The sequence below is a fragment of the Ligilactobacillus sp. WC1T17 genome (assembly GCA_900110005.1).
GTDB classification, from domain to species: Bacteria; Bacillota; Bacilli; order Lactobacillales; family Lactobacillaceae; genus Ligilactobacillus; species Ligilactobacillus ruminis_A.
In genome coordinates, this window is the sequence record FOCC01000012.1 from 26973 (window position 1) to 50117 (window position 23145).

Here is a 23145-nt window from a genome sequence, read left to right on the forward strand (position 1 = left end):
CAAAGCGAAGGGCTGGGATTTTCCCAGCCCTTTTTTTATTGATAAGTAGGCTGAAATTTTGCTGATTTTTGCGTATAATGTAACTAATAATACGATTAAGGGGGAAGGCAGATGATTCAAATTTTAAATACACTGTCAGGACAAAAAGAAATCTTTAAACCGCTTGAAGAAGGTAAGGTTAAGATGTATGTTTGTGGCCCGACAGTTTATAACTATATTCATATTGGCAATGCCAGAAGTGCCGTTGCTTTTGATACTATTCGGCGCTACTTTGAATACCGCGGCTATCAAGTGGACTATGTTTCCAACTTCACTGACGTTGATGATAAAATCATCAAGGCTAGTCATGAAATGAATCTTCCCGTTAAAGAAGTAACTGATAAATTTATTCAGGCCTTTTATGAAGATACCGATGCATTAAATATTAAAAGAGCAACCTTAAATCCACGTGTGATGGAAAATATGGATGACATTATTGCCTTTATCCAAGTCCTGATTGATAAGGGGTATGCTTATACATCTCAGGGTGATGTTTATTATCGTGCCCGTAAATTTAAAGCTTATGGTCAATTATCAGGTCAAGCACTTGACGACTTGGAACAAGGAGCCAGCGAACGGGTTAACAATCAAGATCAAGGAAAAAAAGAAGATCCTTTGGATTTTGCCTTGTGGAAAGCCGTTAAGCCCGGCGAAATCAGCTGGGATTCGCCTTTTGGGCCAGGACGTCCCGGCTGGCACATTGAATGTTCTGTGATGTCGACGAAATATTTAGGTGACACGATTGATATCCATGGTGGTGGGCAAGATCTTGAATTTCCACACCACGAAAATGAAATTGCCCAAAGTGAAGCCAAAACAGGGCAAAAATTTGCCAACTACTGGATGCATAACGGCTTTGTGACCATTGGCGTTGATGATGAAAAGATGAGTAAATCTTTAGGCAACTTTGTCACTGTCCATGACTTATTAAAAGAAGTCGATGCACAGGTTTTGCGTTTCTTTATGGCAACGACCCAATATCGTCACCCAATTCGTTACAGCCAAGACAACTTAGATGTGGCTAAAACAAACCTGCAAAAATTAATCACAGCGGTAGGCAATTTGCGTTATCGTAAAAACGACGCTCAAATAGGCGATCTTGATGCAGATGTCAAAGCGCAAATGGAAAAGCTGCTTGAACGTTTTAAAGAAGTAATGGATGATGATTTTAATACCCAAAATGGGATTGCAGTGGTTTACGAAATGGCTAAGCTGCTCAATGTATATGCTGAAAAAGCGCAGGTAAATAAAGCTACGATTGACTATTTATTAGCTGAATTCACTAAAGCCGCTTTAGTCTTTGGGATTGAATTTAAAGAAGAAAGCCTTTTGGATGATAAGATTGAAGCGTTGATTGAAGAACGCAATGCGGCCCGCAAGGCGAAAAATTTTGCTCGCAGTGATGAAATTCGTGATTTATTAAAGGCAAAAGGGGTTATTTTAGAAGATACACCGCAAGGAACAAGATGGAAAAGAGAGAACTAATGGCTAATTATGAACAAATGAACGGCATTGCGCTGGCATATATGGGCGATGCGATTTACGAAGTCTATGTCAGAAGACATTTGCTTGATCAAGGCTTGACTAAGCCCAATAAACTGCACCATACAGCTACGCACTATGTTTCAGCAAAAGCACAAGCCTTTTTAATTGATAAGATGAAAGCTCAAAACCTGTTAAGTGAAACAGAGCAGGCTTATTTTCATCGGGGACGCAACGCCAAAAGCTATACGTCAGCGAAGAATACTTCAGTAGTTACCTACCGTATTTCGACGGGATTTGAAGCTTTATTCGGCTATTTATATCTCAGTGGACAAAAAGACCGCTTGGATGAGTTAGCTGCTTGGTGTATTAAAACAGTCGAGGAGGAAAAAGCATGAAGGAACAAAAACAAACGGACTTTGTGATTGGACGCCACCCAGCTATGGCAGCTTTGAAGAGCGGCCAAGATATCAACAAAGTGTTTGTGCAAAGCGGACTGAAGGCAGATGCTATTCGAGAAATTATTACCTTGGCTAAAAATAAAAATATTGTTGTAACACAAGTGCCTAAGACCAAGTTGGATACATTAGCCGATGGTCAAAATCACCAAGGGATTGTATTAGCTGTAGCTGCTTTTAAGTATGCTACTTTGGATGATTTATTTGCTAAGGCTCAATCCAAAGGCGAAGCTCCCTTCTTTTTAATCTTGGATGGCTTGGAAGACCCGCATAACCTAGGCTCCATTTTAAGAACAGCTGATGCCGCTGGGGTGCATGGGGTAATTATTCCCAAGAGAAGGGCTGTGCAATTGACAGCGACGGTTGCCAAAACATCCACGGGTGCGATTGAATTTGTGCCGGTTTGCCGGGTAACTAATTTAGCACAAACAGTGGATGAGTTAAAAGAGCGCGGCTTGTGGATTTTTGGAACGGATATGCAGGGGCAAGATTTTAGAACTTGGGATGCCAAAGGCCCTACAGCCTTGGTGATTGGCAACGAAGGCAAGGGTATTTCCAGTTTGGTTAAGAAAAAATGCGACGCCATGCTGACAATCCCGATGATTGGGCATGTGCAAAGCTTGAATGCCAGTGTGGCGGCAAGTTTACTGATTTATCAAGGATTTACCTCACGAGGAAAATAATGAAAGAAAAAATATTGATTGTCGATGCGTATAATATGATTGGCAATTGGCCTAAACTAGCCCAATTAAAAAAGCAGGATCGGTTGGATGATGCTAGAGATGAGCTTTTACGGATTTTATCCAATTACCATAAGCAAAGTGATTCCCGCATTATTGTGGTCTTTGATGCTATGTATGTGCCGGGCTTGTCAAAAAGCTATAAGCAGTACAACCTTGAAATTATTTGGACTGATGAAGGGCAGACGGCTGATAGTTATATTGAGGCCTTGGCCGGGAAATTGCAAAACCGCTTGACGCAAGTGACAGTGGCCACAAGCGATCAAGCCGAACAGTGGACGGTTTTTGCGCGAGGCGCTTTAAGAAAGCCGGCCTGGGAACTGTACCAGGACATCAAAAATGCTAAAAAAGAAGTTCGGCAGGCAACCCGCATGTATCAAGATCAAGCTTCGGTCCGACGTTCTCCGTTTGATGACTTGCAGTTAGCCCAGTTAGCCAAATTGCGGGATAATTTAAGTGACCAAGACAATTGACAGTTTTTGTTTAAACGTGCTACAGTAGTTTTGAATATCCATGAGGAGAAATTTATGTCAAAGAAAAAAGTTTCATTAGCATGTTCAGTTTGCGGATCACGCAACTATACGATTGCTGAAAATTTAAATCGCAAAGAACGCCTTGAAGTTAAAAAATTCTGTCGCTATTGCGGACAGCATACACTTCACCGTGAAACAAGATAAGGTAGGGTCAGTATGAAATTTTTGAAGAGCGTTATGCAGACAATGAAAGATACCACGTGGCTGAATGCCAAAGAAACCAGACGTGATACCACTACTGTGGTAGCAATGTCTGTGGCATTTGCAATCTTTTTTGCCGTGGTTGATTATGCGGTACAAGCTGTACTTAGTTTAATCGCTTAAGTAAAGACTGGTAAAACCAGTCTTTTTTTGTTATAATGCTTTTGAGGAAAGCTTCGGTTAGTCGAAGTTTTTTTATTTTGCCGTTGAATTTTAAAGATTTTAATTGAAGGAGAAAAATTATGGCTGAATCAAGCGAAAAAAAATGGTATGTTTTACACACTTACTCTGGTTACGAAAACAAGGTTAAAAGCAACCTTGAATCACGTGCTGAATCAATGGGGATGGAAGATTATATTTTCCGTGTTGTTGTCCCAGAAGAAGAAAAACACGAAGTAACCAAGACTGGTAAAGAAAAAATTGAAACTTTAAAGACTTTTCCAGGCTATGTTTTAGTTGAAATGGTGATGACTGATCAATCTTGGTATGTTGTCCGCAACACACCAGGTGTTACCGGCTTTGTTGGTTCCCACGGTGCCGGCAGTAAGCCTGCCCCTTTGCTTGATGAAGAAATTGAAAGTATCTTACGTTCTGTTGGAATGACCAGAAATGCTGACTTTGATGCTGAAATCGGCGATGCAGTCCGGATTACGGAAGGTGCCTTCAAAGATCACGTGGGTAAGATTACTGAAATTGACAATGATAAGATGCGGTTGCATGTAACCATTGATTTTATGGGCCGTGATACTGATGCTGAATTAGGTTTTGATCAAGTAGAACAATTAGTTTAAACAGTAAAGAAGGAATGATTATGACTAATAAGCGCTCGTCTTGTACGATGATTTTGGTCGGGAAAGAGGCGACCCTTGACGGCTCAACCATGATTGCTCGGGAAGAAGACAGCTCTAATGGAGCTAATCCCAAGCGTTTTGTAGTCATTGAGCCTAAACATCAGCCTAAGGAATATCATTCAACCTTTACTAATTTTAGTTTGAACCTGCCTGCTAAAAAAGATACACTGCGCTATACAGCTACGCCAGATGCACACGTAGGTGGCGGTATTTTTGGTGAATCAGGTATCAATGAGTTAAATGTCGCGATGACAGCAACCGAAACAACGACGGCTAATGCCCGTATTTTAGGGATTGACCCTTTAGTTAAAGATGGAATTGGCGAAGAAGATATGCTCACAGTGGTTTTGCCTTATATCAAATCTGCTAAAGAAGGCGTTTTGCGCTTGGGCAAATTGATTGAGCAATATGGAACGTGCGAAATTAATGGAGTCGCTTTTAGCGATAGCGATGAAGTTTGGTATTTAGAAACTTACGGTGGCCACCAATGGGCAAGTGTCAAAATTCCAGATGATGCCTATGTTGTTTTGCCAAATCGGTCTAATATCACTGACTTTGACTTTGAAGCAAGTGATACGCTTGCCTCCCCAGGCTTAAAAGAATTGATTGATAAATACCAGCTTAATCCGCAAACGTCGGGCTATAATTTGCGTCAAATATTAGGAACGAGCACGCAAAATGATACGCGTTATAACAACCCTCGGGCTTGGTATGGCCAAAAATATTTAACCAAAGATGCTCAAGGACTGCCGACAGATCAAGATCTTCCTTTTATCTGTCATGCCGACCGTAAAATTAGCGTAGAAGATCTCAAGTTCTTATTAAGTTCCCACTACCAAAATACGCCATACGATCCTTATGGCAAGGGCGATGAAGCGTTAAAAAAAGCTTTTCGTCCGATGGCTTTAGACCGTAATCAAGAAGGGCATATTTTGCAGATTAGAAACCAGGTGCCTGACGCTTTGAAGGGTGTGCACTGGCTTTTTGTTGGTCCGAATACATTTAGCTGTGCCGTGCCTTTTTACGCTAATATCAATGACACGCCTAAAACTTATCGTGATGTCAGCGATGATTTTGACCTGCAGACGCAATTTTGGCTGACGCGGGCTTTAGCAGTGCTAGGTGACCGAGATTATGCCGCCTATAGCGCTTTGGCAGAACAGACTGAAAGGGATATTTTGGCCTTTTGCCGTCATATCCAATTAAAGACAGACTTAAAAGTCAGTCAAAGAAAATTAGCACGCAAATATTTGACAGATGCTAACAAAAAAATGGCCGACTATGCGTTTGAACAAACGAACATTTTATTTGGTAAGCTTGTTGCTAAGGCGGCTGAAAAGATGACCTTGAAATTTTAATTTTAGACTTGCCAAATTGCATATAACATGCTATATTATACCAGTATGCATTTGCATGCTAGTGGGAGGCCAAATATACTGGCCATCCGAACCACACACGGAATAGGAGGAATGCACCGTGGCAAAGAACGTTATTAACGTTGTTAAATTACAAATCCCTGCTGGTAAAGCAACACCAGCTCCACCAGTTGGTCCTGCTTTGGGTCAAGCTGGTATCAACATCATGGGCTTCACAAAGGAATTCAACGCTCGTACAGCTGATCAAGCTGGTATGATTATCCCAGTTGTTATTTCTGTTTATGAAGACCGTTCATTCAGCTTTATTACAAAGACACCACCTGCTGCAGTTTTGCTTAAGAAAGCTGCTGGTGTAGAAAAGGGCTCCGGCGAACCTAACACTAAGAAAGTTGCTACTGTTACAAAAGCACAAGTTAAGGAAATCGCTGAAACAAAGATGCAAGATCTAAACGCTGCAGACGTTGAAGCTGCTATGCGCATGATTGAAGGTACTGCACGAAGCATGGGCTTTGTTGTAGAAGACTAATTTTAATCTCTCTACGGCCACGCTTCTCAGTCGGACACTTCGAGAAATCGTCTGTGTCAAGTGGGAGGTTTATCCGATAGACCACATATTGCAAGGAGGAAATTCACTAATGGCTAAAAAGAAAAGCAAGAAATATTTAGAAGCTGCAAAACAAGTTGAAGCAGGCAAGGAATACACTGCCAAAGAAGCTTTGGAACTTGTTAAGAAAATCGACTTTGCTAACTTCGACGCAACAATCGAAGTTGCATTTAACTTGAACCTTGATACAAAGCAAGCTGACCAACAATTACGTGGCGCTTTGGTTCTTCCTAACGGTACTGGTAAAGAACAAACTGTTGTTGTCTTTGCTAAAGGCCCTAAGGCACAAGAAGCTAAAGATGCTGGCGCAGATGTTGTTGGCGATGATGACTTGGTTGCTCGTATTCAAGACGGCTGGCTTGACTTCGATGTTGCAATCGCAACACCAGATATGATGGCTCAAGTAGGTCGTTTAGGTCGTGTTCTTGGACCTAAAGGCTTAATGCCTAACCCTAAGACTGGTACAGTTACAATGGACGTTAAGAAGGCTGTTACAGACGCTAAGAGCGGCCAAGTAACTTACCGTACAGACCGTGATGGTAACGTACACGTACCAGTTGGTAAAGTTTCATTTACTGAAGAAGCTTTGGAAGGTAACTTTAACGCAATCTACGAACGTATTTCACGTCTTCGTCCAGCTGCTGTTAAAGGTGTATACATCAAGCACGTATCACTTGCTTCAACATTTGGACCAAGTGTTACTGTTGATCGCAGCTCACTTTAAGTTACAAAATAACTTGAAAAAGAGGTTGGAATTTATTCCAGCCTCTTTTTTAGTGAAACATATTTTAATTCGCTAAAAACATTTGAATTAGCGGATATAAAAAAGGTCTTGCAATAACGGTTATTGCAGGACCTTTTTATATAAATAATATTTAAGATGTAATTATAATACATTAGCTGTATTAAATGAGTTGAGTCCGCCCCAAGCCCCCTTGGATTCGGAAATTTCCTTGATATTTTTAAGTGCAGCTTTAGCATCATCGTTGAGAGTCAAGTGTTCTGCCAGCATAACTTGGTTAAGACGTTGGTAGACATATTTTGCTTCTTGAACGGTATTATCGCTTTTTTTCAGTTTTAACAAAGTTTCATCAATAAGTCCAGCGACATAATGATTATTAACGGCCTCTTTGAATGCTGTAAGTGCTAATACTAATTCTTGCTTGCTTTTCATGTTAATTCCTCCAAATAGGTAATTTGTACAAATCTGTTCTATAACGAATCAGTATTTATACTTAGTAAGAGTTTTTAATTGCTTAAGTGTAGTTTCTGATCCAATATATTCATGAATAGCTTTGCCGTGTTTCAATAATACCACTGTTGGTGTGTACTGTAAATCAATAACGTTATTCATTACGTTTAAAAAACTTTCATTTATATCATTAGAACTTACTTTGGTAGTATCAAAATAATATACGGGGATATCAGTTTGATTCATGAAATTTTTTAAGGTTAAAGAAAATTTACGGCAGTATTTACATTCTTGCAGGTCTTTTGTATCTTGAGCTATTGCAAGATATTGCGTTATTCGTGCAGCAATAGGTGGATGGAGTGGGTAAAATGGAAGTTAAATTTGATAAATTCATTGGTTGTGTATTAATTATATGCGGAATTTTGAATTTGATTATAGGGGACAAAAGTATGGCTATTTGTTTTTCAATAACTGGTATTATCTTTTTAGCAACGAAATATAATTATATCTGATGCTGCTAGCGGTGAAGTCTGCACTTTTTGTATAAGACGACCATCAGCGAAAAGTACCGGGACTGGAATTGGAGTAAGCTTCACAGATTTCAATCTTGTACGGACAAAAACGCCTCATCTGCGATAGATGAGGCGGTCAGTGTTTATTTCTTGTAAGGGTTGTTTAAAAGACGGACCCGGGTAACTGCCGGGATGTTTTCCAGGTTAGTCATGATTTCTTGGACTGAATCATTATCCATTTCTTCAACGTCAACCATGGTATAAGCGTAATCATCTTTCGAAGAGTTAACTAAATTTTCGATATTGATGCCTTCCTGGGCAATGATAGTAGAGATTTGTCCCAGCATGTTTGGAATGTTTTTATGAAGGACGGTAATCCGGTTGGCGCTCTTAAATGGAGCTGATACATTGGCCATGTTGACGGCGTTTTTGATATTGCCGGTTTCTAGGAATTCTTTGGTTTCTTGGGCGGCAATCTTGGCACAGCCGATTTCGGCTTCGATGGTGGAACCGCCGATGTGGGGCATGATAACGACGTCGGGGTTATTCAAGATTACTTCGTCACTGAAATCTGTGTAGTACTTCTTGACCGTGCCGTCTGCGATGGCAGAAGCGGCGGCTCGATTGTCGACGATACCTAGACGGGAGAAGTTGAACAGGAAGGTGCCGCGCTTGAAGTAGCTGAATTCTTCATATGAAATCAGGCCGGTAGTTTCGTGGTCCTTTGGCACGTGAACTGTGACAAAGTCGGCATCTTTAACCACATCTTCGATAGTTTCGGCCCGCTTAACATCACCTGAGAGGCTCCAGGCTGATTCAACAGATAAGTAAGGGTCATAGCCGATAACCTTCATGCCAAGGGCAACCCCGATGTTGGCAACCCGCGACCCGACGTGGCCCAAACCGATAACGGCCAAGGTCTTGCCGAAAAGTTCGGTGCCGTTAAAGCTGGTCTTTTCTTTTTCGGTTCTTAAGGTGATATCAGCGCCGGGCTTGGCGTTGACTGACCATTCGGCCGCAGCGATGATGTTACGGCTGGCCATAATCATTGAGGCAACGATTAATTCCTTAACCGCGTTGGCGTTACCGCCGGGAGTGTTGAAGACGATGGTTCCGTTTTCTAATGCCTTGTCCAAAGGAATGTTGTTGAAGCCGGCTCCGCAGCGGGCGATGGCCTTCAAAGACTTGGGAAATTCATGGTCGTGGAGGTCGACCGAGCGGATCAGGTAGGCGTCAGGAGTAGCTGATTCGTTGATGTGGTAGTTGCGGCCGAATTCGGCGAGGCCTTCTTTAGCAATAGCGTTAAAAGTTTTAATCTGGTACATGGTTTGTCCTCCTATTTATTTTCTGCTTCAAATTTCTGTAAAAATGCGCACAGGGCTTTCACGCCTTCATAGGTCATGGCGTTGTAGATGCTTGCCCGCATTCCACCGACTAAGCGGTGGCCCTTAAGGTTTAAGAGACCAGCCTCTGTTGCTTCTTTAACAAACTTGGCATCCAGGTCCTTGTTGCCGGTAACGAAAGGTACATTCATCAAAGAACGGCAGGCCGGATCAACATTGTTTTTAAACAGCTTTGAATTATCAAGGTAGTCATACAAGAGATCGGCCTTATGCTTGTTTTCCTTGGCAATTTGGGCCACACCGCCTTTTTCTTCAAGCCATTTCAAAACCAGGTCGGCTACGTAAACTTGGAAGACCGGCGGAGTGTTTAAAGCTGATTCTTTCTTGCTTTGGGCGGTGTAATCCAGCATATCCGGCAGACCTTCTACCTGACCTAAAAGAATCTTGTTTAAGATAACCAAAGTCAAGCCGGCAGGGGCCAGGTTCTTTTGCGCCCCGGCATAAATCAGGTCAAATTTATCGAAGGGGTATTCTTGACCTAAGAAGTTTGATGACATGTCGGCGACTAACGGAGTGCTTGTTTCGGGCAGGTCGTAGTAGGCACTGCCCATGATGGTGTTGTTGGTTGTGATGTGCAAATAGTCGTAGGTATCTTCCGGCAGGTCCGGGAATTCAGGAATAGTAGTAAATGTCCCGTCTTTATTTTCTGAAGAGGCAACGGTATCAACGGTTAAGCCCGGAATCTTTTTTGCTTCTGCGATAGCTCTTTTCGACCAGTGGCCGGTGTTGATGTAGGCGGCCTTGTGGTGTTTGTTGGCAATATTTAATGGCAGCATGGTGAATTGCAGGGTTGCACCGCCGCCTAAAAATAAGACGTCGTATTCATCTGCTGAAAGCTTCATCAAAGCTAAAACGCGTTTTTTAGCATCCTTGTAGACGTCCTGGTATAAGGCAGAGCGGTGAGAGATTTCAAGGATGCTCATGTTGGAGTTATTGAAGTTTAAAAGTTCTTTTTGAACTTTTTCTAGGACTTCGTGGGGCAAGACGGCAGGTCCGGCAGCAAAATTATAGGTTGTCATATAAAATTCCTCCATAAAATAGGTATGTAACAAAAAAGGCACTCACCAGGTTAGTGAGTGCCGGTTGATTGCGTAAGTTAGAGATTGGCCTCACTAAAGTTTTTGTGTAAAGGCCAACGCAAATGAGGCCTTCAATCAGCGTGAAGACCAGGAGGATGATAAAAGTGTTGTTAACGATTGCAGCATAAAAATTCCTCCTTTAATTTTAACCATAGTATAGGCATCTTGGGGCGTAAAAGCAAGCAAAAAGGCCCAAGACCTTGTATAATAAAAAAAGCAAGGGGGATTATAATGACAGAATTATATCTTGTGCGTCATGGCAGGACTTTTGCCAATGAGGCCGGCCTCAAACAAGGGCAAATCAATGATGAACGTACTTATTTAAATGAGACAGGGAGAAAACAGGCCCAAAAGCTGGCACAGCAGTTTGATTTAGCCGGTTTTACAAAGATTTACGTTTCGCCGCTTAAGCGCACGCTTGATACCGCAACGATTTTAAATCAAAAAGCGCATTTGCCGGTAACGACTGATGACCGTTTATTGGAAATTTCTTATGGCAAGTGGGATGGACAATATAATCAAGTTTTGATGGAACAGTATCCGCAGCTTTTTTCACCTTTGGTCAAAGATGTTAAGCCTCAATACTTTGAAACGGCTGGGGGCGAAAGCTTTGCAGATGTAGAAAAAAGGGTCGCAGCTTTTACCAAGGATGTGGTCAGGACTTATCCCAATGAAAAAATTTTAGTGGTAACTCATGGTTTTACGGTTCGGTCTTTTGCGATTAATGCTGTTAAGTCAGCGGGGCTGGCAATCCTTGAACCCGATAATTGTTCGGTAAGCAAGATTTTAATTGATCCAAATTCGTTGACGCAAAATTTGGTCTATTATAATCGGTCAGTCACGGGTTTAAAAAAATAGCAAAAATAGTTGACTAAAATAAGTTGATGTGTTATTCTATTGAAGGTCAATTTTTTAATTATGATTCTACCTAAGACTCAGGTGGCGCAAGCCTTAATATCCTGCCGAGGAGATTTTTTAGTAATTCTCTCTCTGTGTCTTGGTGGACATGGGGTTTTTTTATACCAAAAAAGCCCTGGCACAATGACTAGGAGGTGAATCAAAAGTGAGTGAACAAATTATCGCAAAGAAGGCTGCTATTGTTGAAGAAGTTGTTGAAAAATTCAGCAATGCTGCTTCTGCTCTTGTTGTTGACTACCGTGGTTTGACAGTTGAAGAAGTAACTGATTTACGTAAACAATTACGTGAAGCTGGTGTTGAAATGCGCGTTATCAAGAATACATTCTTGCGTCGTGCAGCAGACAAGGCTGGTTACGAAGGTTTAGACGAAGCATTCGTCGGCCCTACAGCTGTTGCTTTCGGTTCTGAAGAAGACTCTACTGCACCAGCACGTGTCATGGTGAAGTTTGCTGAAGATCATGAAGCTTTGGAAATCAAGGCTGGTATGATTGATGGCAAAGTTATCTCTTTGGACGAGGTCAACGCTCTTGCCAAGTTGCCAAACCGCGAAGGCATGCTTTCCATGCTTCTCTCTGTGCTTCAAGCACCAGTTCGCAACTTTGCATACGCTGTCAAGGCAGTTGCCGACAGCAAAGACGAAAGTGCTGCTTAATGAGCGCTTAGTCGCATAAAAACATATTTATTTAAGATATATACAATTAATGGAGGATTTAAAAATGGCCTTAGATACAGAAAAGATCATTGCTGACTTGAAAGAAGCTAGCATTCTTGAATTAAACGACTTAGTAAAAGCTATCGAAGAAGAATTCGGTGTTTCCGCTGCTGCTCCAGTTGCAGTTGCTGGTGGTGCTGCAGGTGCTGCTGAAGAAAAGACTGAATTTGATGTTGAATTGACAGACGCAGGTGCTGGCAAGGTTAAGGTTATCAAAGCAGTTAAGGATATCACAGGTCTTGGCTTGAAAGATGCTAAGGGCTTGGTTGATGGTGCACCATCCGTTATCAAGGAAGGCGTTGCTAAGGACGAAGCAGAAGAAATCAAAGCTAAACTTGAAGAAGTTGGCGCAACAGTTACACTTAAATAATTTCTTCTTATTTCTGAGAGAGTCTGGTTTTTACCAGGCTCTTTTTTTATTAATTTAAGCGGATGCGTATTTAATTGTTTTTTAATGTGCGCTAGCATAAAAAGCAAGGAAAAATTCCCGAATGTACAAAAAAGGGGAATAGGATGGAAAAATTAGGCTTTATTTTTAAAAAATTTCGGCAAGCGCATCATTTGAAATTAAACGATTTTACCCAAGCAGGCATCTCAACCTCGCAGTTGTCACGCTTTGAACGTGGGACGTTTGAACTGACAGTGGGCAAATTTATACCTGTTTTAGATAAAATGAATGTGTCGCTTGAAGAATTTATGTATGTAGCCAATGGCTTTCAATGGAGTGAATTGCGGTAATTATTAGAAAATGTTAAAAAGTATATGTTAAGCCAAGATGTTCCAGTACTAAAACGGCTATTGTTTGCACAAAGGGCTAAAATGACTGCTAATCCAAATAAATTTTATCATTTGAATACGATTATGATAAAAGTCAGCCTAGAAATGTTAACGCATCAAAAATGGTATACAAAAGATGACATCAGCTATTTGACTGATATCGTTCAGTATAGAATATGTTGAATATTGTTAACAAAATAATTAAGAGAAATATATATACATATATTTTCCAAGGAAAATTAAAATATAAAAGCAAGATAGTTAAAATACTTAAGATTAATATATTCAATAATAATAGAGTAGTATAAATAGTTTTTTGCAATATAAAAAATGTTTTTCATTGTAAGACCTCATAGTTAATGTATTTTATGCTACATAGTTATCAGATGTTGACTAAAAATAAAAAGTAGTGTACACGTCGAAGACGAAGGTTACGTGGTATTTATCAGGTTAATTTTCAACAATATTAGTATTTTAAAGTACTAGAAAAAATTGAATATTTCGGAGTGGAGAAAGACAAATAGCTGAACTGGTAATAGTATTGATTACTATACTTATCTATTCTTTACAGTATTGGCTAGGCTATCGTGAACATACGGTGCTAATATGGATATTACCCCTTATATTTGTGGTGACATATATTGTACTAATGGTATTGAAGCCATCTTTTGACTTTAGGAGTTTAATGATACCATTTGTTTGTGTCTTTTCTTTATTAGCGGTTGCTGATAAGGGACGCGAAAATAAGAAAGAACAAAAACTGGAATAATAAGTTAGTATAGATAATTAAAAACCCCTATCCTTAGCTTCCTGCGAAAAAAGTCTTAAAGAATAGAGGTTGTAGATAATCCTATTTAATATGTAGGATTTGCTTTACTTTGCCGACGACCCAGTCAACTTATTGGCCAATATCAAGCCAGTGTAAAATTGTGCCACGATGATTTTTAACCCATCTAACTGCACGAGGACCGTACTTTCTAACCAATCTGAGAACTGTAGACATAGAAACTCCCACAAAACAATTTTATTATGCGATAGTTACGATACCGCATATTGAGCATATCATTTTGTTTTAATATATTCAATAATTTTTATATAGCAAGGCTATTAAAAGTGAGGGGTATCTATGTTTTTATTTTTAACGACTTTGAGAAGAGAATTAAATTCGATTAAGTCTTTTTTGGTGGTAATTTTTTTTATAATTATAGCAATTATACTAGGGAAATATTCAACATCTGTGGCTATTTTAATTGATGCTAAAGGAAATTCGGCCTTGATTGATTTGCTATTTGGTATTTATGGTTTTTTAGGCTACTTATTTTCGGCGGTGTTATTTTCAGGAATTATTGCCGATGAAGTTAATACACAAACAATGCGCTATTTAGTACCGTATGTATCGAAAAAAAAGATTTACTTAGCTAAATATTTTGCTTCGTTAGCATACTTTTTGATAATTGTTAGTATTTCATTAATCATTTTATTTGTTTACAGAAAAACGATTGTTTTGCCGCCTTTCGCTATTTTATCTGTAACTATTTTTTTTGCCTATATTCAAGCATTGGTTATGTTAGTGTCGGTTATTGCTCCCAATGGTAAGACAGCAACATTTATAAATTTAGTAATAGGTATTTGCTTGCCAATCCTATATAGTTTAGCTTTTTTGAAAAAATGGTTTATATTAAAAATAATTCAATATTTTTTACCTTATTACTACTTAGCAAAACAATGGGATAATTTGGGCTTATTGCTGATTGTTAGTGTCATTGTTTTTGTGGGCATCTTCTTGTTTGAAGGTAAGGAAGTGTAATAATGATTAAATGTAATGAGTTGTATAAATCGTTTAACTCCAAAAAGGTGATTAAGAATGTTAGTTTTAAAGTTGATGATGGTAAAATTACGGCATTAATTGGGAAAAATGGTGCCGGAAAATCTACCTTAATAGGTCTAATCATTGGATATTATCATTTAGATGCTGGCAGCATTGAGCGTGGAAGTATTTCAGTTATGCCTGATGCTGATAACTTATATCTACATTGGACAGGATATGAGTTTTTAAAGTTTATGGCAAAGATCAAGCAGGCAGACTTTAAACAGGCGCTAGCTTTAGCAAAAGAACTAAAAATAGAAAAAGATTTAGCTAAGAAAATAGCGGGTTATTCATTTGGAATGAAGAAAAAAATATCTTTTATTCAATGTGCGATTGGTACTTATGATAATTATATATTTGATGAACCAACTTCAGGTGTCGATGTTCCATCAACTCTTATTATGTTGCAAATCATTGAAAGGCTAAAAAAAAAGAGGTGCAGGCGTATTATTGACGTCACACAATATTGATGAATTAGAGCGTGTTTCTGATTATGTCTATATTTTGGAAGAAGGCAAGGTAGTTGATGATGGAACTGTTGATAAATTGCTTTTAAGTGATACCAAACAAACAGCCTGCTACATTATCCATTCTAAGGAATACCAGGCTATCTTGCTGGATGATATGTTGCCTTTTGCAAAACAGGTGCTAAAAAAAGACTATTTAGAAATAGTGTTTGATGATACTGCTATACCAGAGATTGTTCTCAAAGAATTGATCAATAAATATGAAATTTTAGAATTTTATCTAAAGAAGCAAACGCTGATGGAAACAATCTATCATCCCAACGCTGATTAGAAAGCTAAATTTAAGGTATAAAAATACCCCATAGTAAAAATACTATGGGGTATTTTTTAATTGCTGACAGTACTGGTACCGTCATTATAATTTAAAGTATAACCACTTTCGACGTTAAAGATATAAACACTGAAATGAATTTGGTTATCACCGATAGATTGTCCTCTAAGCCAAACACCGCGGGCTAAAAGTTCATTGTCCTTGAAAATGGGGGTAACACTATATCTGACATAATGTTTAGAACTTTGTTTTAAGTAAGCTGCGATTTGATTTTCATAAGTTGTCATCCCAGGGTCGTTTAAAGAGCGGGTTCCTGTCATGAGGTTTTTCCAGTTATTATTTTGCCCTGTCAGCTGGTAGCCGATTAAATGGCACCGGTTATACAGCCAGCCGCCTGAAGCAGTTCTTTTATTGTGCCAGCCTGTGGGGTCGATAGTTAATTCTTCTCTTTTAGCGGTAGGCATCAATTTTTGGTTGAGCAAAGCTTCCGCACCGGTAACGCGGTTTAAAGCATCAAGGTTTTTGTAAGTTTGCCAAGGACCTTTTGACGTGCTGAGGTCAGCCCTGGAGAAGTTAGGCTGGTTGTTATTGATGGTAACTGTTTGAATGCCGCTGTAAGTTAAATCAGCCAGATTATTTTGGGTTGTTTGACTTACAGAGCTGGCAGAACTAGAACTTGATTTAGTTTGTTTTTTTTGATCAAGGGCTTTTTTTTGTTGTGTTAAAGCTCTTTTTTGACTGGAAAGACTGGCAGCCAGTTTGGCATTTTTGCTTTCTAAGCTGGAAGCTCTTTTTGAGTAATTGCCTTTTTTGACTAATTTGGTTTTAGTGACGGTTTTTGCTGCCTTTTTAGGAGCGGGTTTAGCGCTGCTGCCGACAATAAGTGCCAGCAAAAAAATGATGACACTCAACAGGTAACGCAGCCATCTTTGGCGGGGCTTATTTTTATAAGTCCAAAGGCACAGATAAATTCCGGCTAAGATAATGATAAAACCGATTAATTGCATTAAATCCCTCCTAACGTTTTGATTTATGGTAGCCATTGGCGATGGCTTCGGATTCTGTTTTAAAGTAGACCGCATTTTTGGCTGCCATGGAATAGTTTTCTTGATCAGGCGTATGATAAACTTTGGTGTTTTTGTTGCCGACAATCAAGCCTTGGCTGCTTTTGGTGCTAACTGATTCACTTTGCGTCGCTTTAGTAGCTGCGCTGACGTCTTGATTAGAGCCGGTATTTGAACTAGAGCTAGCCGTGCTAGGACTGGAATTGACGATGACTTTGGCACTTTGAACAGCTGTGCTAGAGCTTTGTTTTGCACTCTGCTTAGCTAATTTTTCGCTGGCTGCTTTAAGCGAACTGGCATCGGCATTTAAACTAGCCTGTTCTTCCAAAAGCGAAATGGATGCTTTTTTGGCATCCTTGAAGCGGGTTTTGCCTATCACGACCGTTTCAATTTTGACATGCTGTTTTGCTTTGGACGGCTTTTTAGGCGGGGTTGACGGCAAGATTGCGATTAAATAAAAAAGGGCAATTTCAGCCATTAGAGAGCAAAAAAGCAGATTTTGCAGTTTTTTTGCGGTAGGGCTGGCTTTTAATTTAGCTAAAAGCCACCTGACGCTGAGATAGACCTGGCCGATAAGGAGGACTAAAAATAAGCTGACCAGCAGGTTCTTAAACATGTACTTCACCTCACAAAGAATACTTTTCTTAATTTTACCATTAAACGGCTAGAATCTTCCAAAATAAGTTATAATTAGGTTAAGATTTTAAAGCTTAGGTGATTAAATATGTTGACTGGTTTGAAAAAGTTAATCAAAAAAAATATCAAATATCTCAAAGCCCTGTTTATCTTTTCCATTCTGATTTTTGTGGTCTATGAAGTAGGACATATTTTTAAACAAATTGATTGGAGCAAGGTGCAAACAGGGCTAGCCCACCAGTCGCTAATGACCATTGGTCTGCTGTTCTTAGTAGGGCTAGTGGCGGTTACCCCCATGATAACGTATGATTTGGTCATTGTCCGCTTTTTACCCGGGAAATATTCGCTTCCCTATATCATCAAAAGTGGCTGGATTGTTAATACGGCAACCAATGTAGCTGGCTTTGGCGGGGTGGTTGGCGCCAGCCTAAGGGCAAATTTTTATAACAAAGATGCTAGTCCTAAGCAGATTTTATATGCGTTATCAAAGATTGCTCTTTACGTTTTAGCGGGTTTGTCTATCTATTGCTGGATTGCTTTATTCTTGATTTATGGCCGCAATTTAGGCAGTGAATTTGGTAGCTATTGGCTTTGGCTGGTCGGTGGGGGCCTATACTTTCCCTTGCTTTTTATTGGAAGCAAGCTGAAAAAGACGGCGATGTTTAGTGATATGACTTTTAAAAGAGAAATGGCGCTTATTTTAGGTTCCTTTATGGAATGGACATTTGTAGGGGGCTATTTCTTGTTTGTCGGTCTGATGCTGGGCGTCAAAACTGATTTTTTGACCATTTTAGCCTACTATATGACGGGTGCTGTGCTAGGTATGGTATCGATGGTGCCTGGTGGGTTAGGTTCATTTGACGTCTTTATGCTGTATGGCATGGCAACGTTAGGGGTTTCCAATGAAGTTGGCGTGGTATGGCTATTATTTTTCCGGCTTTTTTACTATATTATTCCATTTATCATCGGGATGATTTTATTTGTACACGAGGCAGGTGCGGCTGTTGACCGGCGGTTTGATGGCATTTTGCGGATGGTAGTGCAAAAAGTCGCCCATTTTTTGGTGACGTGCTTTTTATACCTGTCGGCGATTTTGATGCTGCTGTTTGCGGCGGTACCTCATTTTGCCAGTGCTAATGAAGTTTTGCTAAAACTGCATTCATATACCTTTTTCTTTTTTGATCAGATGAACGATATTATCTTTGCGATGGCTCTAATGGGGCTAGCACGTGGAATTTCGGCTAAGGTGCAGCGGGCTTTTTGGCCGACGGTGGCGGTGCTAGGGATTGGGATTGTTAATACAGTTTATCAGACAAAATCGCTGAGCTTGGCGCTTTTTTTAGGTTTGGTCTTGTTATTTGTTTGGCTATCACGCAAGGAACTTTATCGGCAGCAGCTACAGTATTCTTTAGGCAAAATGGTAGCTGATGTTGTGATTTTTGCGGGTGTTTTTATCCTGTATGCTATTGTCGGCATTATCAATACGCCGCAATTCAGTTCTTTACACCGGATTCCCAAATACCTTTTATTTCCAGCTCAAAGAATATGGTTTTCCGGCTTTTTAGGGATGGTCATTTCCGCTTTGATAGTTTTAGTTATTTTACTTTATCTAACGCATGGAGCCAACCCACTTTATCCGCGGGCTTTTGATGGGGCTAGATTGCAAAAGATGCTGGCTAGCTACTCCAACCAAGAATTAGGGCATTTAGCTTTTTTGCGGGATAAACTTTTATATTTTTACCAAAAAGATGGTGTCGATCAAGCATTGATTATGTACCGCAGACGGCAGGATAAGCTTTTTTGCTTGGGCGATATGATTGGCAATCCGACCGTTTTTAAAGAAGCTCTTGAACATTTTATCAAGGAAGCTGATATATACGGATTCGAACCGGTCTTTTATGATGTCAGTCAAAATTTTGCGAATCTTCTGCATGATTTAGGCTATGATTATCTCAAATTAGGCTATGAAGCTTTAGTTGATTTGGAACAAGGCAGTAGCACGGAGGAACAGGCTGATTTAAGCAGTCAATTGCAGGCCACTTACCGGCTTCAATGGCAAAAACCACCGTATTTAGATGATTTGCTAGCAGATTTAGAAAGTTTGGCGGATAAAGAAGCAAGCGGGCAGGAATTTTTCAGCAAATATTATCTGGACCATTCCAAATTGTTGGTGGCTTTTGATCAGCAAGGGCAAGCAGTGGCTGCCATGGCCGTTTACCAAAAAAATAAGTCCGTGCTAGCCTATGATTTACTGGGCTTAAAACCTGACGCTTCGCAGCAGTTGCTTTCGTGGATGCATTTAGAGGTCATGTTACATGGGAAAAATCACGGCTTTAAATATTTAGATTTAGGTCTAAAAGGCAAAGCGCAGGCGCCTGATAAACGCTACCAGCTGTTAGATGAACGTTTGGCAGCGTTTATCTATAATAGTGGGACCAAAAATGACGCCAAAAAGCTTCCAGGAACCCTTAAGGCTGATAGATATTTGGCTTACCGTAAACGGACTTCAGTTGCGGTGACAAGTTGTCTTTATTTAGCCTTATCTAATGAAAAATAGCTTTTAGTCGCGGATATCCGCGACTTTTTTTGTGCTATACTAAGAGCAAATAATTTTTGAAGGAAGAGATTATGCAATATAAAACGCATTTAGTGACGTCTTTTACGGTGGGCTTCCCAATGCTGGTGGCGACAGGAAATTTGAATGTACCTAATCTTTTAGCCTATGGGGTGGGGGTTTTGCTGCCTGATATTGATCATCCTACGTCTTTTATGGGTCAAAAAAATAAGGCTTTAAGCAAGACTATCAGTAAAACTTTGGGCCACCGTGGCGGAACCCATTCGCTTTTTTGTGCAGCGATAGTTTACGCCCTGTGCTTATGGATTAGAAATCTGTATTTTACCAAAGCTGTTTATGTTGCGCCGTTTTGGCTGCTGCTGGGATATTTAGCTCACTTGCTGGAAGACAGTTTTTCTAAAGAAGGCATCAACTGGTTTTGGCCTTTGTCGAAGAATAAATTTAAGGCTGGGGGACATTTTGCCTATTATCGTACCGGCAAAATCAGTGAGTATATTTTACTGGGCTTTTTTACTTGTATTCTATTAGGTGAAATATATTTGTGGTATCTGGGAAGGCTGACTTTTACACAGGGGTTTGGGAAAATTTTTGCACTTTTTTGCCGAAAAATGATTACTTTCTTATGCCCTTAGGCTTATTAGTGGACATTTAGAATGATTTAGACGATAATATTTAGACGATAATAAGCTGAAGGATTTAGGTGGTTAAGATGGAAAAAGATGCCAAAATGTTAGTAGCAGCTGCTCAAAAGTTAAAAGCCAGTGGTATTAAAGCTACGCCTAAAAGGCAAATAATTTTAGCTTATATGATGAGTACAGCCTCACATCCCACAGTGGAAATGATTTATCAAGGTTTAAAACAGTCGGAAATTAGAATTAGTTTAGCAACTGTTTATAATACGATGCAGGTGCTTCAGGAAAAAAAGCTGGTCAGCGCTGTAGCAGCCGATGCTACGGGGCATATGCACTATGATTATGTGAAAACACCCCATTATCACGTGATTTGTGTACGTTGCGGCAAGATTGAAGATATTTTAGATGACAGTTATCAAAAGCTTGAAGTAAAGGCTCAAAAAGCCAGCCACTATCAGATTTTATCCAGTCAATATGAAGTCTTTGGTTTATGCCCAAATTGCCTGGCAAAAGAGAATTGACATTTAACGGATGCTAGTATAAACTAGCATTATTACAGGCAGTGAAGCAGATAGTAGGCTTTAAAATCCCTGGTTAAGAGAGCTGGCGTTGCTGGGAGTCAGCACATATTTTACGGCTGAATTACACTGTGGAGTCTAAAACGGGTCATTCCGATATCGATGACAGAGTTGACTGCAATATTTGCAGTAATCTGGGTGGTAACGCGGAAAAAATTTCGTCCCTGATGTCTTTTGACGTCAGGGATTTTTTATTAGGAGGATGTATTTTGGAAAATATTATCGATGAATTAAAATGGCGGGGCGCCGTCAACCAAATTTCTGATGAAGAAAGTTTGCACAAACTACTGGGTGAAAAATCTGTTGGCGTTTATTGCGGGACTGATCCAACAGGTGACAGTTTGCACGTTGGCCACTTGATTCCTTTCATGATGCTGAAACGATTCCAAATGGCAGGACACCGGGCTTACATTGTTATTGGCGGCGGTACTGGTTCGATTGGGGATCCTTCCGGCCGTTCGTCTGAACGTGTTTTACAAACAATGGATCAAGTTCACCATAATGAAGAATGCCTGACTGCTCAAATGAAGCGTTTGTTTGGTGATGACAAGATTAATATTGTTAACAACTATGAATGGCTTTCAAAAATCAGCTTGCTTGATTTCTTGCGTGATTACGGTAAATTATTCAATATTAATACAATGTTGGCTAAAGATGTGGTTGCCAGTCGTTTAGACACAGGGATTTCTTTTACGGAATTTACTTACCAAATTCTGCAGGCTGTTGACTTCCATCATTTGTTGATGGAACATGATGTGCAATTGCAAATCGGTGGTGCTGATCAATGGGGCAATATTACTGCAGGTATTGATTTAATTCACAAAATGGAAGGTTCTGACAAGCAGGCTTATGCTTTGACCATTCCTTTGATGCTCAAAGCAGATGGTACCAAGTTTGGTAAATCTGCCGGTGGTGCTGTTTGGCTTGATCCAGAAAAGACTACACCCTACGAATTTTACCAATTTTGGCTTAATCAAGACGACCGTGATGTCGTTAAGTATTTGAAGTACTTTACTTTCTTGAGCAAAGAAGAAATTGAAGACTTGGCGCAAAAAGTGGCTACTCAGCCTGAAAAGCGCGAAGCTCAACGCCGCTTGGCTGAAGAAGTCACAGCATTTGTTCATGGTAAAAAGGCCGTAGAACAAGCTGAACATATTTCGAAAGCTTTATTCTCTGGTGATGTTAAAGCATTGACAGCTGATGAAATTGAACAAGGCTTCAAGAATATGCCAACAGTTGAAGTAAAGGCTGAGCCTGAAAACTTGGTTGAATGGTTGGTTAATAGCGGCATTGAAAAATCTAAGCGACAAGCTAGAGAAGATGTAACGAATGGTGCTATCTATATTAATGGGGACCGGGTTCAAGATTTAGATTACGTGGTTGATCCTGCTCAACAATTTGATGGTAAATTTGTGATTGCACGTCGGGGTAAGAAGCGTTATTTCTTGGGACGCGTTAAATAATTAACGAAAAAATCTGCGCATTTAAAAAAATGTGCAGATTTTTTTTATTTATTTTTTGTTAGCAAAAAAATGTTTTTTGAGGTATTTTTAACGGGCAAAACAGGATTTGAGATAGCAAAAAACGAATTATAGTTCTGATTGATTCAAAAAAAGTTAGCAAAGCGTCGTAAAAATAGGCTGGATTATGTCGTAATTGTAAAAAAAAGGTGTTGACGAATATGCTGGATGCGAGTATAGTAATCTATGTTGTTACGGCGCAAGTTGTTAACGACAAGGAGTTAAAAAACTTCTTCAAAAAAGTTCTTGACAAGATAAATTTCGATTGATATAATGATTGAGTTGTCTGTTAAGGATAATGATTGTAGATCTTTGAAAACTGAACAAAGTTTCGATAAGCAAATGTGCAGGGCTTCTTGTTTTGAACAAGAGCAACAATATTTGCGAAGTCAATTCGCTAGTAAATTTAAATTTTGAGTCACAAACTTATAAATTGAGAGTTTGATCCTGGCTCAGGACGAACGCTGGCGGCGTGCCTAATACATGCAAGTCGAACGAAGCTTTTAATCAATAAATGCTTGCATTTAGCGATTAAAAGACTGAGTGGCGAACGGGTGAGTAACACGTAGGCAACCTGCCCAAAAGAGGGGGATAACAC

The 23145-nt window shown here is 39.8% G+C and carries 27 protein-coding genes, 1 rRNA gene and 2 other annotated features; of the genes, 22 read left to right on the forward strand and 6 right to left on the reverse strand.

The window, feature by feature from the left end; genetic code table 11:
* Positions 1-111: 111 nt before the first annotated feature.
* The 10 genes from cysS to rplA all read left to right on the forward strand — a co-directional run bounded on the left by cysS (position 112) and on the right by rplA (position 7008).
* The gene (gene cysS, locus BMX26_RS07760) at positions 112-1524 is read left to right on the forward strand and encodes a cysteine--tRNA ligase (RefSeq protein WP_075530866.1); all 1413 of its coding nucleotides are present in this window, start codon (positions 112-114) and stop codon (positions 1522-1524) included.
* Complete coding sequence (locus BMX26_RS07765; protein WP_075530867.1) at positions 1524-1919, forward strand: Mini-ribonuclease 3; 396 nt, start codon at positions 1524-1526, stop codon at positions 1917-1919. The genes cysS and BMX26_RS07765 overlap by 1 nt, the downstream gene beginning before the upstream one ends.
* Positions 1916-2662, forward strand: coding sequence for a 23S rRNA (guanosine(2251)-2'-O)-methyltransferase RlmB (rlmB, locus tag BMX26_RS07770; RefSeq protein ID WP_075530868.1), 747 nt, complete (start codon positions 1916-1918; stop codon positions 2660-2662). Before BMX26_RS07765 ends, rlmB begins: the two co-directional genes overlap by 4 nt.
* Positions 2662-3192 carry an NYN domain-containing protein gene (locus tag BMX26_RS07775; RefSeq protein WP_075530869.1) on the forward strand — a complete coding sequence of 177 codons (531 nt, stop codon included), beginning with the start codon at positions 2662-2664 and terminating at the stop codon, positions 3190-3192. The genes rlmB and BMX26_RS07775 overlap by 1 nt, the downstream gene beginning before the upstream one ends.
* 54 nt (positions 3193-3246) lie before the next feature.
* On the forward strand, positions 3247-3396 hold the full coding sequence (rpmG, locus tag BMX26_RS07780) for a 50S ribosomal protein L33 (protein ID WP_075530870.1): 150 nt from the start codon (positions 3247-3249) through the stop codon (positions 3394-3396).
* A 12-nt stretch (positions 3397-3408) separates the two neighbouring features.
* Positions 3409-3576, forward strand: a complete 168-nt coding sequence (secE, locus tag BMX26_RS07785; protein WP_075530871.1) for a preprotein translocase subunit SecE — start codon at positions 3409-3411, stop codon at positions 3574-3576.
* Positions 3577-3695: 119 nt separating this feature from the next.
* Positions 3696-4244, forward strand: a complete 549-nt coding sequence (gene nusG, locus BMX26_RS07790) for a transcription termination/antitermination protein NusG (RefSeq protein WP_075530872.1) — start codon at positions 3696-3698, stop codon at positions 4242-4244.
* 20 nt (positions 4245-4264) lie between these two features.
* The gene (locus BMX26_RS07795; protein WP_075530873.1) at positions 4265-5662 is read left to right on the forward strand and encodes a C69 family dipeptidase; all 1398 of its coding nucleotides are present in this window, start codon (positions 4265-4267) and stop codon (positions 5660-5662) included.
* 118 nt (positions 5663-5780) lie between these two features.
* Positions 5781-6206: a 50S ribosomal protein L11 gene (rplK, locus tag BMX26_RS07800; protein ID WP_075530874.1), complete on the forward strand. Its 426-nt coding sequence runs from the start codon at positions 5781-5783 to the stop codon at positions 6204-6206.
* Between the two features lie 109 nt (positions 6207-6315).
* The gene (gene rplA, locus BMX26_RS07805) at positions 6316-7008 is read left to right on the forward strand and encodes a 50S ribosomal protein L1 (protein WP_075530875.1); all 693 of its coding nucleotides are present in this window, start codon (positions 6316-6318) and stop codon (positions 7006-7008) included.
* Between the two features lie 162 nt (positions 7009-7170).
* Here rplA and BMX26_RS07810 read toward each other — a convergent pair whose 3' ends face one another.
* From BMX26_RS07810 to serC, 3 genes are all read right to left on the reverse strand, one after another.
* Positions 7171-7458 (reverse strand): bacteriocin immunity protein, encoded by a 288-nt coding sequence (locus tag BMX26_RS07810; protein ID WP_075530876.1) that lies wholly within the window; start codon positions 7456-7458, stop codon positions 7171-7173.
* A 673-nt stretch (positions 7459-8131) separates the two neighbouring features.
* Positions 8132-9313, reverse strand: coding sequence for a phosphoglycerate dehydrogenase (locus BMX26_RS07815; protein WP_075530877.1), 1182 nt, complete (start codon positions 9311-9313; stop codon positions 8132-8134).
* An 11-nt stretch (positions 9314-9324) separates the two neighbouring features.
* Entirely contained in the window at positions 9325-10410 is a 1086-nt protein-coding gene (gene serC, locus BMX26_RS07820; RefSeq protein ID WP_075530878.1) for a 3-phosphoserine/phosphohydroxythreonine transaminase, read from the reverse strand.
* 291 nt (positions 10411-10701) lie between these two features.
* Here serC and BMX26_RS07825 point away from each other — a divergent pair, with 291 nt between their 5' ends.
* The 4 genes from BMX26_RS07825 (at position 10702) to BMX26_RS07840 (ending at position 12838) form a co-directional block, all read left to right on the forward strand.
* Positions 10702-11328: a histidine phosphatase family protein gene (locus tag BMX26_RS07825; RefSeq protein WP_075530879.1), complete on the forward strand. Its 627-nt coding sequence runs from the start codon at positions 10702-10704 to the stop codon at positions 11326-11328.
* Positions 11329-11379: 51 nt separating this feature from the next.
* Positions 11380-11497, forward strand: a sequence feature (ribosomal protein L10 leader region).
* Between the two features lie 36 nt (positions 11498-11533).
* A complete protein-coding gene (rplJ, locus tag BMX26_RS07830; RefSeq protein ID WP_075530880.1) occupies positions 11534-12040 on the forward strand; it encodes a 50S ribosomal protein L10 in 507 nt (168 codons plus the stop codon).
* A 64-nt stretch (positions 12041-12104) separates the two neighbouring features.
* Positions 12105-12470: a 50S ribosomal protein L7/L12 gene (gene rplL, locus BMX26_RS07835; protein WP_075530881.1), complete on the forward strand. Its 366-nt coding sequence runs from the start codon at positions 12105-12107 to the stop codon at positions 12468-12470.
* Between the two features lie 143 nt (positions 12471-12613).
* Positions 12614-12838: a helix-turn-helix domain-containing protein gene (locus tag BMX26_RS07840; protein ID WP_075530882.1), complete on the forward strand. Its 225-nt coding sequence runs from the start codon at positions 12614-12616 to the stop codon at positions 12836-12838.
* A 937-nt stretch (positions 12839-13775) separates the two neighbouring features.
* Here the strand turns inward: BMX26_RS07840 and BMX26_RS09520 are convergent.
* Positions 13776-13880, reverse strand: a complete 105-nt coding sequence (locus tag BMX26_RS09520; RefSeq protein WP_143454883.1) for an aureocin A53 family class IId bacteriocin — start codon at positions 13878-13880, stop codon at positions 13776-13778.
* A 123-nt stretch (positions 13881-14003) separates the two neighbouring features.
* Between BMX26_RS09520 and BMX26_RS07845 the strand changes: the two genes are divergently transcribed.
* From BMX26_RS07845 to BMX26_RS09775, 3 genes are read left to right on the forward strand one after another with little or no spacing between them, the layout of a single operon-like run.
* Positions 14004-14684 carry a hypothetical protein gene (locus tag BMX26_RS07845; protein ID WP_075530883.1) on the forward strand — a complete coding sequence of 227 codons (681 nt, stop codon included), beginning with the start codon at positions 14004-14006 and terminating at the stop codon, positions 14682-14684.
* Positions 14685-14686: 2 nt separating this feature from the next.
* Positions 14687-15214 carry an ATP-binding cassette domain-containing protein gene (locus tag BMX26_RS09770; protein ID WP_225355226.1) on the forward strand — a complete coding sequence of 176 codons (528 nt, stop codon included), beginning with the start codon at positions 14687-14689 and terminating at the stop codon, positions 15212-15214.
* Entirely contained in the window at positions 15195-15542 is a 348-nt protein-coding gene (locus BMX26_RS09775; protein WP_225355227.1) for a hypothetical protein, read from the forward strand. Before BMX26_RS09770 ends, BMX26_RS09775 begins: the two co-directional genes overlap by 20 nt.
* A 56-nt stretch (positions 15543-15598) precedes the next feature.
* Here the strand turns inward: BMX26_RS09775 and BMX26_RS07855 are convergent, their stop codons facing one another.
* Together BMX26_RS07855 and BMX26_RS07860 are read right to left on the reverse strand one after the other, a co-directional pair.
* Entirely contained in the window at positions 15599-16549 is a 951-nt protein-coding gene (locus BMX26_RS07855; protein WP_075530884.1) for a DNA/RNA non-specific endonuclease, read from the reverse strand.
* A 10-nt stretch (positions 16550-16559) separates the two neighbouring features.
* The gene (locus tag BMX26_RS07860) at positions 16560-17222 is read right to left on the reverse strand and encodes an Ada metal-binding domain-containing protein (RefSeq protein WP_075530885.1); all 663 of its coding nucleotides are present in this window, start codon (positions 17220-17222) and stop codon (positions 16560-16562) included.
* A gap of 108 nt (positions 17223-17330) precedes the next feature.
* Between BMX26_RS07860 and mprF the strand changes: the two genes are divergently transcribed.
* The 5 genes from mprF to BMX26_RS07885 form a co-directional block, all read left to right on the forward strand.
* The gene (gene mprF, locus BMX26_RS07865) at positions 17331-19799 is read left to right on the forward strand and encodes a bifunctional lysylphosphatidylglycerol flippase/synthetase MprF (protein ID WP_075530886.1); all 2469 of its coding nucleotides are present in this window, start codon (positions 17331-17333) and stop codon (positions 19797-19799) included.
* Between the two features lie 71 nt (positions 19800-19870).
* Positions 19871-20449, forward strand: a complete 579-nt coding sequence (locus BMX26_RS07870) for a metal-dependent hydrolase (protein WP_075530887.1) — start codon at positions 19871-19873, stop codon at positions 20447-20449.
* 77 nt (positions 20450-20526) lie between these two features.
* Complete coding sequence (locus BMX26_RS07875; protein WP_075530889.1) at positions 20527-20970, forward strand: Fur family transcriptional regulator; 444 nt, start codon at positions 20527-20529, stop codon at positions 20968-20970.
* Between the two features lie 32 nt (positions 20971-21002).
* Positions 21003-21196 (forward strand) — a binding site (T-box leader).
* Positions 21195-22490: a tyrosine--tRNA ligase gene (gene tyrS / locus BMX26_RS07880; RefSeq protein ID WP_143454884.1), complete on the forward strand. Its 1296-nt coding sequence runs from the start codon at positions 21195-21197 to the stop codon at positions 22488-22490. Its footprint overlaps the feature before it by 2 nt.
* A gap of 486 nt (positions 22491-22976) precedes the next feature.
* A 16S ribosomal RNA gene (locus BMX26_RS07885) occupies positions 22977-23145 on the forward strand; the annotation flags it as partial.

What these genes read in the sequence shown, in the direction of transcription:
- cysS (WP_075530866.1), top strand. Translation starts at nt 112, where the DNA reads ATGATTCAAATTTTAAATACACTGTCAGGACAAAAAGAAATCTTTAAA.
- BMX26_RS07765 (WP_075530867.1), top strand. Translation starts at nt 1,524, where the DNA reads ATGGCTAATTATGAACAAATGAACGGCATTGCGCTGGCATATATGGGC.
- rlmB (WP_075530868.1), top strand. Translation starts at nt 1,916, where the DNA reads ATGAAGGAACAAAAACAAACGGACTTTGTGATTGGACGCCACCCAGCT.
- BMX26_RS07775 (WP_075530869.1), top strand. Translation starts at nt 2,662, where the DNA reads ATGAAAGAAAAAATATTGATTGTCGATGCGTATAATATGATTGGCAAT.
- rpmG (WP_075530870.1), top strand. Translation starts at nt 3,247, where the DNA reads ATGTCAAAGAAAAAAGTTTCATTAGCATGTTCAGTTTGCGGATCACGC.
- secE (WP_075530871.1), top strand. Translation starts at nt 3,409, where the DNA reads ATGAAATTTTTGAAGAGCGTTATGCAGACAATGAAAGATACCACGTGG.
- nusG (WP_075530872.1), top strand. Translation starts at nt 3,696, where the DNA reads ATGGCTGAATCAAGCGAAAAAAAATGGTATGTTTTACACACTTACTCT.
- BMX26_RS07795 (WP_075530873.1), top strand. Translation starts at nt 4,265, where the DNA reads ATGACTAATAAGCGCTCGTCTTGTACGATGATTTTGGTCGGGAAAGAG.
- rplA (WP_075530875.1), top strand. Translation starts at nt 6,316, where the DNA reads ATGGCTAAAAAGAAAAGCAAGAAATATTTAGAAGCTGCAAAACAAGTT.
- BMX26_RS07810 (WP_075530876.1), bottom strand. Translation starts at nt 7,458, where the DNA reads ATGAAAAGCAAGCAAGAATTAGTATTAGCACTTACAGCATTCAAAGAG.
- BMX26_RS07815 (WP_075530877.1), bottom strand. Translation starts at nt 9,313, where the DNA reads ATGTACCAGATTAAAACTTTTAACGCTATTGCTAAAGAAGGCCTCGCC.
- serC (WP_075530878.1), bottom strand. Translation starts at nt 10,410, where the DNA reads ATGACAACCTATAATTTTGCTGCCGGACCTGCCGTCTTGCCCCACGAA.
- BMX26_RS07825 (WP_075530879.1), top strand. Translation starts at nt 10,702, where the DNA reads ATGACAGAATTATATCTTGTGCGTCATGGCAGGACTTTTGCCAATGAG.
- rplL (WP_075530881.1), top strand. Translation starts at nt 12,105, where the DNA reads ATGGCCTTAGATACAGAAAAGATCATTGCTGACTTGAAAGAAGCTAGC.
- BMX26_RS07840 (WP_075530882.1), top strand. Translation starts at nt 12,614, where the DNA reads ATGGAAAAATTAGGCTTTATTTTTAAAAAATTTCGGCAAGCGCATCAT.
- BMX26_RS09520 (WP_143454883.1), bottom strand. Translation starts at nt 13,880, where the DNA reads ATGTCTACAGTTCTCAGATTGGTTAGAAAGTACGGTCCTCGTGCAGTT.
- BMX26_RS07845 (WP_075530883.1), top strand. Translation starts at nt 14,004, where the DNA reads ATGTTTTTATTTTTAACGACTTTGAGAAGAGAATTAAATTCGATTAAG.
- BMX26_RS09770 (WP_225355226.1), top strand. Translation starts at nt 14,687, where the DNA reads ATGATTAAATGTAATGAGTTGTATAAATCGTTTAACTCCAAAAAGGTG.
- BMX26_RS07855 (WP_075530884.1), bottom strand. Translation starts at nt 16,549, where the DNA reads ATGCAATTAATCGGTTTTATCATTATCTTAGCCGGAATTTATCTGTGC.
- BMX26_RS07860 (WP_075530885.1), bottom strand. Translation starts at nt 17,222, where the DNA reads ATGTTTAAGAACCTGCTGGTCAGCTTATTTTTAGTCCTCCTTATCGGC.
- mprF (WP_075530886.1), top strand. Translation starts at nt 17,331, where the DNA reads ATGTTGACTGGTTTGAAAAAGTTAATCAAAAAAAATATCAAATATCTC.
- BMX26_RS07870 (WP_075530887.1), top strand. Translation starts at nt 19,871, where the DNA reads ATGCAATATAAAACGCATTTAGTGACGTCTTTTACGGTGGGCTTCCCA.
- BMX26_RS07875 (WP_075530889.1), top strand. Translation starts at nt 20,527, where the DNA reads ATGGAAAAAGATGCCAAAATGTTAGTAGCAGCTGCTCAAAAGTTAAAA.
- tyrS (WP_143454884.1), top strand. Translation starts at nt 21,195, where the DNA reads ATGTCTTTTGACGTCAGGGATTTTTTATTAGGAGGATGTATTTTGGAA.